Origin of the sequence: Allobosea sp. Tri-44, from assembly GCF_004123845.1 — a bacterium.
Taxonomy (GTDB): domain Bacteria; phylum Pseudomonadota; class Alphaproteobacteria; order Rhizobiales; family Beijerinckiaceae; genus Allobosea.
The window spans coordinates 424,303-440,608 of the sequence record NZ_NBDP01000007.1 but is presented as its reverse complement, the minus strand read 5'-3'; the positions used below and the strand labels follow the sequence as shown (position 1 = coordinate 440,608).

The following is a 16,306-nucleotide window of genomic DNA, read 5'->3' as shown; positions in this document are numbered from 1 at the left end:
CTGGGAATGGAGAACGACGATGACCGGATTGAGATTTGGCCTGGCGCTCGCCGCCTCCGTCCTGGCGCTCGGCGTGGCGCAGGCGCAGGAACCGAAGAAGGGCGGCACGGTCCACGTCGTCGTCCAGCCCGAGCCGCCGATGCTGATGCAGGGGCTCAACCAGAACGGCCCGACCAACATGGTCGCCGGCAATATCTACGAGTCGCTGCTGCGCTATAACGAGAAGCTTGAGCCGCAGCCCTCGCTCGCCAAGAGCTGGGAGATCTCGCCGGACGCCAAGGTCTACACCTTCAAGCTGCAGGAGGGCGTGACCTGGCATGACGGCAAGCCGTTCACGGCCGACGATGTCGTCTTCACCCTCGACAAGTTCCTGCGCGAGGTCCATCCGCGCTGGCGCCCGATCGTCAATGCCCAGGTCGAGAAGATCGAGAAGGTCGACGACCTCACGGTGAAGATCACGCTGAAGCAGCCCTTCGGTCCGATGATCATGACGCAGGAGGTCGCCTCAGCGCCGATGATCCCCAAGCACATCTATGACGGCACCGATTATCGCGCCAACCCGGCCAACAACACGCCGATCGGCACCGGTCCGTTCAAGCTGAAGGAGTGGAAGAAGGGCTCCTACATCCACCTCGTCAAGAACGAGAACTACTGGCTGAAGGGCAAGCCGAACCTCGACGAGATCTACTGGCAGATCATCCCGGATGCGGCGGCGCGCGCCGTCGCCTACGAGACCGGCAAGATCGACGTTCTGACCGGCGGCTCGGTCGACGTCTACGACGTGGGGCGCCTCTCCAAGCTGCCGAACACCTGCATGACCACCAAGGGCTGGGAGATGTTCGCCCCGCATGCCTGGCTGACGCCGAATGTCCGCAACGGCGTCCTCGGCAACAAGCAGTTCCGCCAGGGGCTGATGTACGCGATCGACCGCGAATTCGGCCGTGAGGTGGTCTGGGGCGGGCTCGGCAAACTGCCGACCGGTCCGATCTCGTCGAAGACCAAATTCTATTCGGCCGATGTGCCGAAATATGCCTTCGATCCGGCCAAGGCGAAGGAGCTGATCAAGGCCTCCGGCTACAAGGGCGAGACGATCCGGCTGCTCAACCTGCCCTATGGCGAGACCTGGACCCGCTGGACCGAGGCGATCAAGCAGAACCTCGAGGATGTCGGCGTCAAGGTGCAGGTCGAGAACACCGACGTGCCCGGCTGGACCCAGAAGGCCAGCAACTGGGACTTCGACCTCAACTTCAACTTCCTCTACCAGCTCGGCGACCCCGCCATGGGCGTGGCGCGCAGCTACATCACCTCGAACATCGCCAAGGGCAATCCCTTCGCCAATGTCGGCGGCTACTCCAACCCGGAGGTCGACAAGCTCTTCGCCGAGGCAGCGATTGCGCCGACCGACAAGGAGCGCCAGGACCTCTACACCAAGGTGCAGAAAGTCCTCGCCGACGAGTTGCCGGTGCTCTGGCTGCTGGAGATGGATTTCCCGACCCTCTATCGCTGCAACGTCAAGAACCTCGTCACCACCGGCATCGGCGTCGACGACGGCTTCCGTGATGCCTGGAAGGAGTGACGTGATCCGACAGGATCACGTCATGCTCGGGCTCGACCCGAGCATCTCCTGCAAGAGATTCTCGGGTCTGCGCTTCGCTTCGCCCGAGAATGACGCCAGCGGAATTTGAATGAACCTCGCGCAATTCCTCGCCGGCCGCCTCGCGAAGGGGATCGTCGTCCTCTTCGCCATCGCGGTGCTGAACTTCTTCCTGATCCGGGCCGCCCCTGGTGACCCGGCGCAGGTGCTGGCCGGCGAGGCCGGCGCCGCCGATGAGCAATTGCTGATCCAGTTGCGCGAGCGCTTCGGCCTCGACCAGCCGCTGCTGACCCAACTCTGGGTCTATCTCAAGGGCTATCTCACTTTCGATCTCGGCTTCAGCTACCGCCAACAGCAGAGCGTGCTGAGCCTGATCCTCGACCGCCTGCCAGCGACGCTGCTGCTCACCGGCGCCGCCTTCCTCGTCTCGCTGGGTCTGGGCGTCCTGATGGGGGCGCTCGCCGCCCGCCGTGCCGGCCGCTGGCAGGACAGTGTCATCACGACGCTGGCGCTGGTCTTCTATGCGACGCCATTGTTCTGGGTCGCGCTGATGAGCCAGATCGTCTTCTCGTTGAAGCTCGGCCTGGTACCCAATGTCGGCTACGAGACCATCGGCGCGAACTATGGCGGGCTCGCTCGCGCGCTCGACATCGCCAGCCATCTCGTCCTGCCGGCCCTGACGCTCGGCCTGTTCTTCACCGCGCTCTACGCGAGGATGATGCGGGCCTCGATGCTCGAAGTCGCCGGCGCCGATTTCGTCAAGACCGCCCGCGCCAAGGGCCTCAGTCCGGGCGTGATCTCGCGCCGCCATGTCGCGCGCAACGCCATCCTGCCGGTGGTGACTCTGGCGGGGCTCCAGGCCGGCCAGCTGGTCGGTGGCGCGGTGCTGACCGAGACCGTCTTCGCCTGGCCGGGCATCGGGCGCCTGATGTTCGATGCCTTGGTGCAGCGCGATTATTCGGTGCTGCTCGGCGTCTTCTTCATCTCCTCGGCCATGGTCGTCGGCTTCAACATCCTGACCGATATCGTTTACCGATTGGCCGATCCGCGCATCGAGGCGGTGTCATGAACTTCCTCAAGCGCTTCGCCCGCAATCGCGGCGCCCTGATCGGCCTTTTCATCCTGGTCGCGGTGGTGCTCTTCGCCATCCTCGCGCCCTCGCTCTATCCGCAATCGCCCTGGCGGACGGTGGCGCGGCCCTTCCTCGCGCCCTTCGTGATGGAGCGCTTCCCGCTCGGCACCGACACGCTCGGCCGCGACCTCGCCTCGGGCCTCGCCCATGGCGCCCGCGTCTCGCTGACGATCGGTCTGGTCTCGACGCTGGTCGCGCTGCTGATCGGCGTGCCGCTCGGCGCCGTCGCCGGCTATGCTGGCGGCTTCATCGACGACGCGCTGATGCGCTTCACCGAGTTCTTCCAGACCATTCCCTCTTTCGCGCTCGCCATCGTCCTGGTCGCGATCCTGCAGCCCAAGCTCGGCTCGATCGTGCTCGCCATCGGCGTGGTCAGTTGGCCGCCGGTGGCGCGATTGGTGCGAGGCGAGGTGCTCTCGCTGAAGACGCGCGAATACGTCCAGGCCGCGATCACCATCGGCCAGCCGACCGCGCGCATCATCTGGAGCCAGGTCCTGCCCAACACGATCGCGCCGATCATCGTGATGGGCTCGCTGATGATCGGCTCGGCGATTCTGCTCGAATCCTCGCTCTCCTTCCTCGGCCTCGGCGATCCCAATCTGATGAGCTGGGGCTACATGGTCGGCGCCGGGCGCACGCGCCTGCTCGATGCCTGGTGGATCAGCTTCTTCCCCGGCGTCGCGATTTTCCTGACGGTGCTGGCGCTCAACCTCGCCGGCGAGGGCCTGAACGACGCGCTGAACCCGCGCCTTGCCCGGGAGAGGGAATGATGGCCGCTCCCGTTCTCGCAATCGAAGGCCTGAAGCTCGCTCTGCCGTCGCTGGCTGATCGTCCCTTTGCCGTCGAGAATGTGACGCTCAGCATTGCGCCCGGCGAGACGCTCTGCGTCGTCGGCGAGTCCGGCTCCGGCAAGTCGATGATCGCCCATGCGGTGATGGGCCTCCTGCCCAGGGCGGTGAAGCCGGTCGCTGGCGCGATCAAACTTGCCGGCCGCGACCTGCTGGCGCTGTCGGAAGACGCGATGCAGGACGTGCGCGGCCGCGAGGTCGGCATGATCTTCCAGGAGCCGATGACTTCGCTCAATCCGGTCATGCGGGTCGCCGACCAGATCGTCGAGACCTTCGAGGCGCATCGGCTGCTCAGCAAGCCGGAGCGTTATGCGAGAGCCGTCGCGCTGCTGACCGAGGTCGGCCTGCCCGAGCCCGAGCGATTGGCGCGCGCCTATCCTCACGAACTCTCCGGCGGCCAGCGCCAACGCGTGATGATCGCGATGGCGCTGGCGCTCGAACCGAAGCTGCTGATCGCCGACGAGCCGACGACCGCGCTCGACGTGACCACGCAGGCGCAGATCCTCAAGCTGCTCGACAATCTCCGTCACAAGCACGGCACGGCCGTGCTGTTCATCACCCACGACATGGGTGTCGTCGCCGAGATCGCCGACCGGATCGCCGTGCTGGAGAAGGGCGTGCTGGTCGAGGAGGGCACGGTCGACCAGGTGCTGGGTTCGCCGCGCCATCCCTATACGCAGAAACTGCTCGCCGCCGTGCCGTCGCTGACGCCGCCGGAGCGGCCGGCGCTGCCGGAAAGCAAGCCGGTGCTCACCGTCGAGAACTTGGGCAAGGTCTATCGCAAGCGCGCCTTCTTCCGTCCCGGCCGCGAAGTCAGGGCCGCCGACGATGTCAGCTTCACGCTGGCCAGGGGCGAGACGCTCGGACTCGTCGGCGAGTCCGGTTCGGGCAAGTCGACGGTCGGGCGCTGCTGCCTGCGCCTGATCGAGCCGGATTCAGGCCGCATCACTCTCGGTGATCTCACCATCACCGACCTCAGCGTCGCGGCGTTGCGCCCGCACCGCAAGCGCATCCAGATGGTCTTCCAGGACCCGTTCGCCTCGCTCAATCCACGCCAGACCGTCGGCCGGATCATTTCGGACGGCCCGGTCGCGCATGGCGTATCGCGCAAGGACGCGCTGGCGCGGGCGAAGGAGCTGCTGGAGCTGGTCGGCCTCTCCGCCAATGCGATCGATCGCTATCCTCACGAATTCTCCGGCGGCCAGCGCCAGCGCATCGGCATCGCCCGGGCCCTTGCGCTCGAACCCGACGTGCTCGTCGCCGACGAAGCCGTCTCGGCGCTCGACGTCTCCGTGCAGGCGCAGATCCTGACGCTGATCAAGGACATCCAGCAGCGGCTCGGCCTCGCCATCCTGTTCGTCACCCATGACCTGCGCGTCGCCGCGCAGATCTGCGACAAGATCGCGGTGATGCAGCGCGGCAGGATCGTCGAGAGCGGCCCGACCGCCGCGCTCTTTGCCGCCCCCCAGCACGCCTACACCCGCCAATTGCTCGCCGCCGTCCCGGGCGGCGAGCGGTTCGGGCGGTGAGCACACCTCGTCATGGTCGGGCTTGTCCCGGCCATCCATGTCTTCACCTGTCGAATGCGGTGCTCAAGACGTGGATGCTCGCCACAAGGGCGAGCATGACGGCGTAACCCTACGATCTACCGGAGACCCGTCCCATGCCGCTCGATCCCGCCTTGCGCGACCGCATCCTCGCCTCCGTCGAGGCGGGCTTTGCCGAGCAGGTCGCCTTCACCCAAGAGATGATCCGCTTCCCCTCGACGCGCGGCGATGAGCACACCGTCCAGGATTTCGTCTTCCGCGCCCTCAAGGCACGCGGCTTCACCATGGATCGCTTCGCCATGGACCGCGAGGCGATCGCCAACCATCCCGGCGGCGCGCCGTTCTCGGAGACGCATTCGGAAGCGCCGATCGTCGTCGGCATCCATCATCCGCGCGAGGAGAAAGGGCGCTCGCTGATCCTGCAGGCCCATGTCGACGTAGTGCCGATCGGCCCGGCCGAGCTCTGGACGCACCCGCCCTTCGATCCCGTCATCGATGGCGACTGGCTCTATGGCCGCGGCGGTGCTGACATGAAGGCCGGGGGCGCGGCCAACCTGTTCTGCCTCGACGCGCTCCGGCGCATCGGCCTGCAGCCGGCGGCGACCGTCTACGTCCAGTCGGTGGTCGAGGAGGAATCGACCGGCAATGGCGCGCTGATGACGCATCTGCGCGGCTATGAGGCCGATGCCGTGCTGATCCCCGAGCCGGAAGAGGAGATGCTGGTGCGCGCCAATACCGGCGTGCTCTGGTTCCAGCTCGAGGTCCGCGGCGTGCCGATGCATGTGCGCGAGATGGCGGCCGGGGCGAATGCGATCGATGCGGCCTATCGCGTCATCGGCGCGCTGCGCGAGGTCGAGGCGGCGCTCAACCGCGAGAAGATCGGCCGGCCGCATTTCGAGGATGTCGCCCATCCGATCAACCTCAACATCGGCAAGATCGAGGGTGGCGACTGGGCCTCCTCCGTACCGTGCTGGTGCAAGGTCGACTGCCGGATCGGGCTCTATCCCGGCATGTCCGCCGACGAGCTCGCCAAGCGCATCGAGGCGAAGGTGCTGGCTTTCGCGCGCACCGACAGTTTTCTCTCGAACAACCCGCCCAAGGTCGTGTTCAACGGCTTCTGGTCGGAGGGCTATGTGCTCGAGCCCGGCAGCGAGGCGGAAGCCGTGCTCGGCCGCGCCCATCAGGGCTCGACCGGCAAGACGCTGAAGAGCTTCATGACCCCCGGCTATCTCGATACCCGCGTCTACGCGCTCTACGACAAGGTGCCGGCGCTCTGCTACGGGCCGATCTCGCAGAACATCCATGCCTTCGACGAGCGCGTCAGCCTGGCGTCGCTGAAGCGCATCACCGGCACCATGGCGCTCTTCGTCGCCGAATGGTGCGGGGTCGAGCCGGTCGAGGGATGAAGAAGCTGATGCGCGCCTACCGTGCATTGAGCCTGCGCCGAAATGACATGACGGCGCAGGTGCACCCTCACGCATAGTCACGACATGCCGCCCGTGCCCGCTCGCTCGCTCCTGCTCGTCCCGCTGCTCGGACTGCTCTGGGGTTTCAACTGGCCGGCGGTCCGGATCTCGCTGACCGAGATCGCACCCTGGACCTTGCGGGCCGGCGGCATGACCTTCGCCGGCCTCGCTCTGGTCGCGGTCGCGCTGTCGCGTGGTGTCAGTCTCAAGGTGCCGACAGCGCACTGGCCGAGGCTGATCGTCGCCGGCATCCTCTCGATCGCCGCCTTCAACATCCTGCTCGCCTTCGCGCAGTTGATGGCGCCGACCTCGCGTGCCGCGATCCTCACCTTCACCATGCCGGTCTGGGCGACACTGATGGCCTGGCCGGTGCTGGGCGAGCGCTTCGACCGCCCGCGGCTGATTGGCTTGGGGTTGGGCATTGCCGGATTGCTCTGTCTTGGCCTGCCGCTGATCCGGGCGGGCCAGTTCTCTCCGGGGCTCGGTCTTGCCCTGCTCGCCAGCATCAGCTGGGCGCTGGGCACCATCGTCACCAAGCGCTGGCCGGTCGCGGCGCCGACGCTGGCGATTGCGGCCTGGCAATTGCTGATCGGCGGCGCGGCGGCTGGCATCGGCATGCTGATCTTCGAAGGCTTGCCGGTTCCGAAGGCGTTGTCGCCGCCGGTCGCCGCGGCGCTCACCTTCCATATCCTCGGCGCGCAGGCGCTCGCCTATTTCCTCTGGTTCACCGTGATCGCGCGGCTGCCGGCCGGCATCGCCAGCCTCGGCACCCTCATGGTTCCAGCGGTTGGGGCGCTCGGCTCGGTTCTGCTGCTGGGAGAGCACCCGGCTGCGAGTGACTGGCTCGGGCTCATCCTGGTGGTCGCAGCCTCCGGCGCGATTCTGGTCGCGCCGAAACCGACGAACTGACGTCCATCATTTTTCTTTGTCCCACAGGGAACCTTCTCCAGGGCGCCGCGTTCGGCGCGTTGGACATGTCAGACGCCAAGGTTCCAAACGTGCATCACATCGCGGAAGGTCCAGTGACCGCCGAGCGCTATCGGCTGCTGGTGGAGTCGGTCACGGACTACGCCATCTACATGCTCGATCCGCAGGGCATTGTGATCAGCTGGAACCCGGGTGCGCGGCGCTTCAAGGGCTATGAGGATCACGAGATCATCGGCCAATCCTTCTCGCGCTTCTACACGGATGAGGATCGCGCCGCCGGCCTGCCGGAACGCGCCCTGCGCAAGGCCGCGGAGGAGGGCCGCTTCGAGAAGGAAGGCTGGCGCGTCCGCAAGGACGGGACCCGCTTCTGGGCCCATGTCGTCATCGATCCGATCCTGAACCCGGGAACCGGCCATGTGCTCGGCTACGCCAAGGTCACGCGCGATCTGACCGAGCGGCGCGAGGCCGAGCAGGCACTGCGGCGCAGCGAGGAACGTTTCCGCCTGCTGGTCCAGGGCGTCACCGACTACGCGATCTACATGATCGATCGCGGCGGCGTGGTCACGAACTGGAACGCCGGTGCACAGCGGATCAAGGGCTATTTGCCCGACGAGATCATCGGCCGGCATTTCTCGCTGTTCTACCCGCCGGAGGACCGGGCCAGCGGCGAGCCCGAGCGCGCTCTGCAGACCGCGATCGAAACGGGCAGCTTCGAGAAGGAGGGCTGGCGCCTGCGCAAGAACGGCGAGGCGTTCTGGGCGCATGTCGTCATGGATCCGATCCGCGACGACGCCGGTGAGATCATCGGCTTCGCCAAGATCACCCGCGATCTGACCGATCGCCGCAAGGTGGAGGCTGAGCTCGACGCGGCGCGCGAGGCGCTGTTCCAGGCGCAGAAGATCGAGGCGTTGGGACAGCTCACCGGCGGCGTCGCGCACGACTTCAACAACTTGCTCACTGCCGTGATGGGCAGCCTCGAACTCGTCCGTCGCCAGATCAGCGACGCGCGCCAGCTCGGCCTGATCGACAATGCGATCAAGGGGGCGAGCCGAGGAATTTCCCTGACACAGCGCATGCTGTCCTTCGCCCGCAAGCAGGAGCTCGAGTTGCAACCCGTGGCGGTCGACGTGCTCGTCGCCGAGATGGGCGACCTGCTGCAGCGCTCGCTGGGGCCGCTGATCCAGATCGAGACGAACTTCCCGGCCGATCTCGTGATGGCCGCGGCCGATCCGAACCAGCTCGAAACCGCCGTGCTCAACCTCGCCTTCAATGCGCGGGACGCCATGCCGGAGGGCGGCGTACTGCGGATCGGCGGTAGCAATGAGCGCGTCAGCGGCGGGCACCGGAGCGGCTTGCCAGCTGGGGACTATGTTCGCCTTTCGGTGGCCGACACTGGAAGCGGGATGGATGCAAAAACGCTCGCCCAGGCAACCGAGCCATTCTTTACCACCAAGGGCATCGGCAAAGGCACGGGGTTGGGTCTCTCGATGGTGCATGGCATGGCCGAGCAGCTCGGGGGACGGCTTTTGCTCGACAGCATCCTGGGGCATGGTACGGCCGTGGAGATCTGGCTGCCGGCGGCTACCGCAGCTACTGCGGCCGAGCCTGCCCGATTGCCCGTTGAGGCCAAGGTTGACGCTGCATCGACGCGCCCGCTCACCGTGCTCGCCGTCGACGACGACGCGCTTGTGCTGATGAACACCACTGCGCTGCTTGAGGATCTCGGCCACAAGGTCATCGAGGCCAGCTCGGGACGCGAAGCGCTTTCCGTGCTGGAGAGCAATGAGATCGATTTGTTGATCACCGATCATGCCATGCCGCAGATGACCGGCGCGCAACTGATCGCAGCAGTCGGCGAACGCTGGCCGGCCCTGCCGGTCATCCTCGCCACCGGCTATGCCGACCTTCCCGCAGGCGCGGGAGCCGGCGTGCTGCGCCTGAGCAAGCCGTTCTGGCAGGCGGATCTGGAAAAGGCGGTTGCCGGGGCGATGGCACGACGCGCTACGGCTGCAGCGGCCTGAGGCTATCCGGATTTTCCGTCTTTGCGCGGCGGCGCGGCCGAGGCGCGTTCGATGAGCCGCGTCGGCAGCACGAGGTCGGCGCGGTCGCCCTGTCCCGATAATTGCGCGATCAGGAGCGCCATCGCCGCCTGGCCGATCTCGCGGCGCGGCTGATGCACGGTGGTGAGCTGCGGTTCGACCGCCTCCGCCAGCACGATATCGTCGAAGCCGACGACCGAGACGTCGTCGGGAACGTTGCGCCCACGTGCGCGCAGCTCGCCCATCGCGCCGACCGCCATCTGGTCGCTGGCAGCGAAGACGGCGGTGTAGTCGACGCCGCTGGCGTCGAGCGTTCGGATCGCGGCGCGCCCCGCGGTGAGACCGAAATCGCCCTCGACGACGAGCCGCGGATCGGCCGTGATACCGGCATCGGCGAGGCCGGCGAGATAGCCGTCGCGGCGGTCGAGGCTCATCGGGTCGGGCATCGGCCCGGCGATATGGGCGATGCGGCGATGGCCGAGCCGGGCGAGATGGGCGACCGCGGCACGCGCCGCAGCGTGATTGTCGACTTTGACCGTCGGCAGATTCAGCCCGGGCAGCATCTCCAGCGCGACCACGATGGGCGGCAACCTGCCACGCGCCGCGAGTGCCTCGGGAAAGCGGCCGACCATCAGGATCAGCCCGTCGGCATGACGCTCGCGCACCATGTCGACATAGCGCATGATCCGCTCGTCATCGTCGCGGGCATCGCCCATCAGCACCTTGTAGCCGGCGTCGATCGCCGCCTCTTCGACGCCCTTGTAGATTTCGAGATAGAACGGGTTGCTGATGTCGCGCACCAAGAGGATCACCGTGCGCGTCGCCTGGAGCCTGAGATTGCGCGCCTGGGCGTTGGGGATGAAGCCGGTCGCCTTCACGGCCTCCAGCACGCGCTCGCGGGTGCGCGCCTTGACCTTGTCCGGCTGCGCCAGCGTGCGCGACACCGTCGCCGTCGAGACACCGGCGAGGCGCGCGACTTCGGCGATGGTTGGAGCGGCTGGGGTTGCGTCTTGCAAGGCCAATGATCTGGGAAAAGCGACTGCGAATCGGCAGGAGGAGGCAGAACGCCCATCATGCCGCAATCGCTGCCGGTAGGGCAGGGGTGGGCGCCCGTATCATGCGGGCGCCCGGCGGCGTCGTTACTTTGCCGGGTTACTTGGCCGCGTTACTTGCCGCCCCAGCGGGCCGGATAGTTCGCCATCTGCTCGCAGCCGCAGAGCGCGTAGTGCAGCGGCGGCATCTTGTCGTTGATGAACTTGTCGAGGTTTTCGGCCGTGATCGCCGGCTGCGGCAGCTTCCAGGTCGGCCCCACGACCGGCTCGCCCTTGAGGATGCGGATCGCCGCGATCACCGGGGTGCGCCACTGATAGGTCGGATAGGTCGGCGCGATCGCGGTGAGCTTGTTCTTCTTCCATTTCTGCAGGAAGTCCTGCTGGTCCTCGCCATTGATCACCGGAAAGGGCTTGCCCGCATCCTCGAAGGCTTCGAGCGCCGCGACGGCGGTCGCGCCGGCGTCCATCCAGACGCCGTCGATCTTGCCGAAGCGGTTGAGGTAGTCCTCGACGATCGCCTTGGTCTTGGCGTTGTCGCCATTGGTGAACTCGGCGCCGACGACCTTGATGCCCTTCTCCTTGAAGATGCGCTCGGCCGCCGCCCAGCGGTTCTCCAGCACGTCGACACCCGGCAGGATGCGCAGCGCCAGCACCGCGCCGCCGGCCGGGATTTTCTCGGCGATGAAGCTCGCGCCCTGGATGCCGAAGCCATAGCCGCCGATCGGGTTGATGAAGGTGACCGGGGCCTTGCTGTCGACGCCGCGGTCGAAGACCACGACGGGCAGCTTCTTCGCGGCCGCCTCGACCGCCGGCGTCAGCGCCGCCGTGGTGTTCGGCGAGACGATCAGCGCATCGCACTGGCCGCTGTTGACGAAGGCGTTGATGTCCGAGATCTGCTTGTCGTCCTTGCCCTCGGCATCGGCATGGGTGAACGAGGCGATGTCGGCCTTGTTGGCGTCGACCTCGGCCTGCATGTTGGTGAAGCCGACGACGCGCCAGGGATTGTTCACGCCGGCATTGGAGAAGCAGAGCTTGTAGGGGCCGGGCTTCTTGTACTTGGCCGTGTCGACCTTCTCGCCGCCGAGATTCTGCTCCCACGGCTTTCCGTCGGGACCTTGCGGGGCGACCGTGAGCAGCGCCTTCTGGCGCTCGAACTCGGCCGGATCGTTGAAGTTCTGCGCGAGCGCGGCGCTCGACAGGCCTGCCAGCAGTGCCACCAAACCGATCTGCGTCTTCATCGTCACCTCCCTCTATCGCGCCGCCTTGCCGGCGGCCTTTGGCGGAGCGCGTGGGATCACGCGCTCCGAAAATTCGTTCGTCACGCGCGCCTGCTGCGCCAGGCGCTCGACGCCACCGCGGCGATCAGGATCAGGCCCTGCACGGTTTCGCGCAGCGGCTGCGGCAGGCCCATCAGGTTGAGCAAAGTGAACAGGGCGAACAGGCTGAGCGCGCCGGCGACGGCACCGGTCACGCTGGCGCGCCCGCCGAGCAATTGAGCGCCGCCGATGACGCAGGCGGCGATCGCCTGCAGTTCCAGCCCTTGCCCGACCGCGATCGAGACCCCGGCGAAGCCGCCGAGCAGGATGCCCGCGGTCACCGCCGACAGCGCCGAGATGATAAAGACCAGGACCCGCGTCGCACCGACCGGCATGCCGGAAAGCTCGGCCGCGCGCGGATTGTCGCCGACCGCCAGCACCTGCCGGCCGAAGACGGTCGCGTGCAGCAGCCAGGCGGCGAGGGCGACGAAGACGATGAGGATGATCACCGAGAGCGGCATGATCCCGGTCACCGGCACGTCGCGATAGACGAGGCGTCCCAGCGCCCGGAAATTCTCCGGCAGATAGCCGCGCGGCGCCCCGCCCGACCACATCAGCGCCGCGCCGTTGAGCGAGAGCAGCATGCCGAGCGTCGCGATGATCGAGGGCACCTTGAGCAGGGTGACGACCAGCCCGTTGACCAGCCCGACACCGAGTCCGATCAGATAGAGCACGCCGATCGTCCACCAGGTGTTGTCGGGATTGCCGCCGGCGAGCATCGAGCCGCCGAGCACGGTCAGGGTCACCAGCGAGCCCATCGACAGATCGAAGCCGCCGCCGGCGATGACGAAGAGCTGGCCGCAGGCGAGGATGATCAGCGGCGCGGCCCGGCGCAGGAAGTTGAGGACACCTTCGACCTCGAAATAGCTAGGCTGCAGTACGGCGATCGTGCCGTAGAGTACGAGGAAGACGGCGACCCCGACATTGATGCCACGGGCAAAGCGCAGCGCTGCCGACGGTCCCGACTGGGCGGCCGCGGTGCTCATGCGACATGCCCCCGGCTGCGCACCGCATAGACGGCGACCGCGAGAATGACGATCGCGCCGCGCAGAACCTGTTTCGGGAAGGCGTCGATGCCGGTCATGTTGAAGACGGCGTCGAGCGTGGCGAACAGGAAGACGCCGGCCATCGTGCCCCAGACGCCGCCGCGCCCGCCGGCGAGCAGCGTGCCGCCGATCACCACGACGGCGATGGACTCAAGGTCGTAGACGCCGTCGCGGCCGACCCAGGGCGCGCCGGCGCGCAGGCGGCTGGCGAGATAGAGCCCGGTCAAACCGGCCATCAGCGAACACAGCACATGCGCGCCGACGACGACGCGCTCGGTGCGGATGCCGGCGAGGCGGGCGCCGTCGCGATTGCCACCGGCGGCGTAGAGATGGGCGCCGAAGCGCGTGCGGGTCAGCATCAGCCAGATCGCGAGCGCGAGCAGGAACATCAGCAGCACCGACCAGGGCAGGGGCCCGATGCGGCCATAGGCGAAGGCCTGGAAGGCTGCTGGAACCGAGCCGGCGAAATTGGTGAAGCTCGCCGAGAGCAGCCCCTGCAGGATCAGCCCGACGCCGAGCGTCGCGATCAGCGGGTTGACGTCGAGTCTCGCGATGATCAGCCCGTTGACGAGGCCGATTGCCGCCGACAGCGCCAGCACTGCCAGCACGGCTGGTGCGATCATGGCCGGCTCGCCCTTCATGATGAAGGAGGCGAGTACGGCCGAGACGCTGATCAGGTTGGCGACCGAGAGGTCGATCGAGCCGACCAAGATCGCCAGCGTCTGCCCGAGCGCGACGATGCCGAGCGCGACCATGCGCTGGGTCAGGCCGACAAAGCCCTCGCCGGTGAGATAGGCGTGTTGCCCGGTCGCAAGCGCGGTCGCGACATAGAGCGCCAGCGAGCCGGCGAAGAGCAGCGGCGCCACTGGTATTTCGCGCGCCGGGCGGGCGGTGGCGATATCGGCGCTCGCGCTCATGCCGCGGCCTCCGTCGCATCGGTGCCCAGCGCGAGGTGCATCACGTCTTCCTCGCTGGCGCCGCGCTTCAGCTCGCCGGCGATGCTGCCTTCATGCATGACGAGGATGCGGTCGCTGACGCCGATGATCTCCGGCAGGTCGGAGGAGATCATCAGGATGGCGCGGCCGCGATCGGCGAGGCCACGCATCAGCTGGTAGATCGCCGCCTTGGCGGCGACGTCGATGCCACGGGTCGGCTCCAGGAAGATTAGGACCTTGGGATCGCGCGCCAGCCAGCGGCCGATCACGACCTTCTGCTGGTTGCCGCCGGAAAGCTCGCGGATCTCCTGCGCGAAGTCGGCCGCCCGGACATCGACCTCCGCCAGCTGCCTGTCAGCGGCGGCGCGCGCCATCCCGCCGGAGCCCGGCGGCAGCAGACGCTGCGCAAAGGCACGGAGGGTCATGAGGACATTGTCGCGCAGCGATTGCTGCGGGGCGATGCCCTCCTTCTTGCGGTCGTCGGAGAGGAAGCCGATTCCGGCGGCGATCGCGGCGCGTGGCGAGCCGATCAGCCCGTCGCGGCCCTCGACAACCATGCGGCCGCGCGTGAAAGGCTCGTCGCCGAACAAGGCACGCCCGAGCGCACCCTTGCCCGAGCCTTCGAGCCCGGCGACGCCGACGATCTCGCCGGCCCGCAGGTCGAGAGCGATGTCGGAGAGGATGGCGTTGCCCGCGCCTTGCACCGACAGGATGTTCGGGCCGACCTTGGCCGGGTCGCCGGGGGCCGGAAAGAAGTCGGCAAGGTCGCGCCCGACCATCAACCTGACGATCGCCGTTGGCGTCAGCTCCTCGGCAGGGCGCGTTGCGACGAGCTTGCCGTCCTTCAGCACGGTGATGCGGTCGGCGATCGCCTTCAGTTCGGCCATGCGGTGGGAGATGTAGAGGATCGCCGCGCCCTCGCGCCTGAGCGTGCCGACCAGCTCGAGCAGCCGGCCGGCATCGCGCTCGTCCAGCGCGGCGGTGGGTTCGTCCATGACGATGATGCGGGCATCGAGCGCCAGCGCCTTGGCGATCTCGACGAGTTGCTGCTCGGCGATCGACAGCGATTTCACCAGCGCGTCCGGATGGACCCTGGCGCCGACGCGCTCCAGCAGCTTGCGCGCGCCCTGCTGCATCGCGGCGCGGTCGAGCAGGCCGCTGCGGGTCGGCTCCAGGCCGAGGAAGATGTTGTCGGCGACACTGCGTTCGGGCAGCAGGCTGAGCTCCTGGTGGATGATGCTGATGCCGGCCCGGCGCGCCTCGACCGGGTGCCGGAACGCCACGGGCTGTCCGCCGAGCAGGATATCGCCTTCGTCGGGACGGTAGACGCCGCCGAGCACCTTCATCAGCGTCGACTTGCCGGCGCCGTTCTCGCCGCAGATGGCGTGGACCTCGCAGGCATGGCAGTCGAGGCTGACATCATCGAGCGCCCGCACGCCGGTGAAGCTCTTGCCGATGCGGCGCATTGAAAGGACCGGCGCACTGGCGCTCATGTGGCACCTGTCTTGGCCGCTTCCGCCCAGCCGCGCCGGATGAAGTCGTGGCTCTCGGTGAGGAGCGTGTCGAGATCGGGGAAGAGGTCGCGCCAGACCCGCGTCGCGGCGGCGAGCGAGGGCAGGGCCCGGCCGAAGGCCTCGACGGTCAGCCAGCTATCGTAGCCGGTGGCACGGATGGCGCGGAACGTCTCGTCCCACGGCACATGGCCACGCCCGACGATGCCGCGATCGTTCTCCGAGAGGTGGATATGGTTGATCTCGGGAGCGTAGCGGCGATAGGCGCCGACCGGATCGCGCTCCTCGATATTGGCGTGGAAGGTGTCGTACATGTAGCCGAAGTTCGGATGCCCGACCCGTGCATGCAGTGCGCTCGCCGCTGCCATCGTGTTCAGCGCGTAGCATTCGAAGCGGTTGATCGCCTCCAGCGAGAGCGCGATCCCGGCCTTGCCGGCATGATCCGCCATGGCGTGCAGCGCTTCGGCGAGATGAGCGAGCTCGTCCTCGCGCGGACCTTCGCCGGTGAAGACGCCGACTGGAGAATGGTAGGGCCCGGCGATGACGCTCGCGCCGAGCGCTGCGGCGCAGTCGACCGCCCAGCGATGGCGCTCGCGTGCCCTTTGGCGGATGGCCGGATCGGGCGATAGCGGGTTGCTGTCCTCGGCGACGATGGTGACGATGGTGCGGGCAAGGCCGATCTCGTCGAGGCGGTGGCCGAGGCGCTCATAGTGGCCGACATCGCCTTCGAAGACCGGAATCTCGACCCCGTCATAGCCGATCTCACGGATGCGCTCGCACAAAGGTAGATGCGCCTCGTCGATGAAGCCGCCGACCGTCAGCAGGTTGAAGCCGATCTGGACCATAGCCAGGGCTTTCGCGACCGCGCTCAGCGCGACCGCAGCGCGGTCACG

At 67.3% G+C, this 16,306-nt stretch carries 13 protein-coding genes; 7 read left to right on the top strand and 6 right to left on the bottom strand.

Annotated elements, in window-relative coordinates; all coding sequences use genetic code 11:
• Positions 1-19 precede the first annotated feature (19 nt).
• The 7 genes from B6S44_RS08560 to B6S44_RS08530 all read left to right on the top strand — a co-directional run bounded on the left by B6S44_RS08560 (position 20) and on the right by B6S44_RS08530 (position 9,535).
• A complete protein-coding gene (locus tag B6S44_RS08560; RefSeq protein WP_129156457.1) occupies positions 20-1,576 on the top strand; it encodes an ABC transporter substrate-binding protein in 1,557 nt (518 codons plus the stop codon).
• A 109-nt stretch (positions 1,577-1,685) separates the two neighbouring features.
• Positions 1,686-2,663, top strand: coding sequence for an ABC transporter permease (locus B6S44_RS08555; RefSeq protein WP_129156456.1), 978 nt, complete (start codon positions 1,686-1,688; stop codon positions 2,661-2,663).
• On the top strand, positions 2,660-3,496 hold the full coding sequence (locus B6S44_RS08550) for an ABC transporter permease (protein ID WP_129156455.1): 837 nt from the start codon (positions 2,660-2,662) through the stop codon (positions 3,494-3,496). The genes B6S44_RS08555 and B6S44_RS08550 overlap by 4 nt, the downstream gene beginning before the upstream one ends.
• Positions 3,496-5,103: an ABC transporter ATP-binding protein gene (locus B6S44_RS08545; RefSeq protein ID WP_129156454.1), complete on the top strand. Its 1,608-nt coding sequence runs from the start codon at positions 3,496-3,498 to the stop codon at positions 5,101-5,103. Before B6S44_RS08550 ends, B6S44_RS08545 begins: the two co-directional genes overlap by 1 nt.
• A 134-nt stretch (positions 5,104-5,237) precedes the next feature.
• A complete protein-coding gene (locus tag B6S44_RS08540) occupies positions 5,238-6,527 on the top strand; it encodes an ArgE/DapE family deacylase (protein ID WP_129156453.1) in 1,290 nt (429 codons plus the stop codon).
• A gap of 93 nt (positions 6,528-6,620) precedes the next feature.
• Positions 6,621-7,496, top strand: coding sequence for a DMT family transporter (locus B6S44_RS08535; protein ID WP_248309499.1), 876 nt, complete (start codon positions 6,621-6,623; stop codon positions 7,494-7,496).
• 65 nt (positions 7,497-7,561) lie between these two features.
• A complete protein-coding gene (locus B6S44_RS08530) occupies positions 7,562-9,535 on the top strand; it encodes a hybrid sensor histidine kinase/response regulator (RefSeq protein WP_129156451.1) in 1,974 nt (657 codons plus the stop codon).
• Between the two features lie 2 nt (positions 9,536-9,537).
• On the opposite strand, the gene B6S44_RS08525 is transcribed toward B6S44_RS08530, so the two are convergent.
• The 6 genes from B6S44_RS08525 to B6S44_RS08500 form a co-directional block, all read right to left on the bottom strand.
• The gene (locus tag B6S44_RS08525; protein ID WP_129156450.1) at positions 9,538-10,569 is read right to left on the bottom strand and encodes a LacI family DNA-binding transcriptional regulator; all 1,032 of its coding nucleotides are present in this window, start codon (positions 10,567-10,569) and stop codon (positions 9,538-9,540) included.
• A gap of 149 nt (positions 10,570-10,718) precedes the next feature.
• Positions 10,719-11,843, bottom strand: coding sequence for a substrate-binding domain-containing protein (locus tag B6S44_RS08520; protein WP_129156449.1), 1,125 nt, complete (start codon positions 11,841-11,843; stop codon positions 10,719-10,721).
• An 80-nt stretch (positions 11,844-11,923) separates the two neighbouring features.
• Positions 11,924-12,907 (bottom strand): ABC transporter permease, encoded by a 984-nt coding sequence (locus B6S44_RS08515; RefSeq protein ID WP_129156448.1) that lies wholly within the window; start codon positions 12,905-12,907, stop codon positions 11,924-11,926.
• Positions 12,904-13,884: an ABC transporter permease gene (locus B6S44_RS08510; protein ID WP_129156447.1), complete on the bottom strand. Its 981-nt coding sequence runs from the start codon at positions 13,882-13,884 to the stop codon at positions 12,904-12,906. Before B6S44_RS08510 ends, B6S44_RS08515 begins: the two co-directional genes overlap by 4 nt.
• The gene (locus tag B6S44_RS08505; RefSeq protein ID WP_129156446.1) at positions 13,881-15,395 is read right to left on the bottom strand and encodes a sugar ABC transporter ATP-binding protein; all 1,515 of its coding nucleotides are present in this window, start codon (positions 15,393-15,395) and stop codon (positions 13,881-13,883) included. The genes B6S44_RS08510 and B6S44_RS08505 overlap by 4 nt, the downstream gene beginning before the upstream one ends.
• Entirely contained in the window at positions 15,392-16,258 is an 867-nt protein-coding gene (locus B6S44_RS08500) for a sugar phosphate isomerase/epimerase family protein (RefSeq protein ID WP_129156445.1), read from the bottom strand. Before B6S44_RS08500 ends, B6S44_RS08505 begins: the two co-directional genes overlap by 4 nt.
• Between the last annotated feature and the right edge of the window lie 48 nt (positions 16,259-16,306).

Coding starts and splice junctions, on each gene's coding strand:
- B6S44_RS08560 (WP_129156457.1), top strand. CDS start 20: ATGACCGGATTGAGATTTGGCCTGGCGCTCGCCGCCTCCGTCCTGGCG.
- B6S44_RS08555 (WP_129156456.1), top strand. CDS start 1,686: ATGAACCTCGCGCAATTCCTCGCCGGCCGCCTCGCGAAGGGGATCGTC.
- B6S44_RS08550 (WP_129156455.1), top strand. CDS start 2,660: ATGAACTTCCTCAAGCGCTTCGCCCGCAATCGCGGCGCCCTGATCGGC.
- B6S44_RS08545 (WP_129156454.1), top strand. CDS start 3,496: ATGGCCGCTCCCGTTCTCGCAATCGAAGGCCTGAAGCTCGCTCTGCCG.
- B6S44_RS08540 (WP_129156453.1), top strand. CDS start 5,238: ATGCCGCTCGATCCCGCCTTGCGCGACCGCATCCTCGCCTCCGTCGAG.
- B6S44_RS08530 (WP_129156451.1), top strand. CDS start 7,562: ATGTCAGACGCCAAGGTTCCAAACGTGCATCACATCGCGGAAGGTCCA.
- B6S44_RS08520 (WP_129156449.1), bottom strand. CDS start 11,843: ATGAAGACGCAGATCGGTTTGGTGGCACTGCTGGCAGGCCTGTCGAGC.
- B6S44_RS08515 (WP_129156448.1), bottom strand. CDS start 12,907: ATGAGCACCGCGGCCGCCCAGTCGGGACCGTCGGCAGCGCTGCGCTTT.
- B6S44_RS08510 (WP_129156447.1), bottom strand. CDS start 13,884: ATGAGCGCGAGCGCCGATATCGCCACCGCCCGCCCGGCGCGCGAAATA.
- B6S44_RS08505 (WP_129156446.1), bottom strand. CDS start 15,395: ATGAGCGCCAGTGCGCCGGTCCTTTCAATGCGCCGCATCGGCAAGAGC.
- B6S44_RS08500 (WP_129156445.1), bottom strand. CDS start 16,258: ATGGTCCAGATCGGCTTCAACCTGCTGACGGTCGGCGGCTTCATCGAC.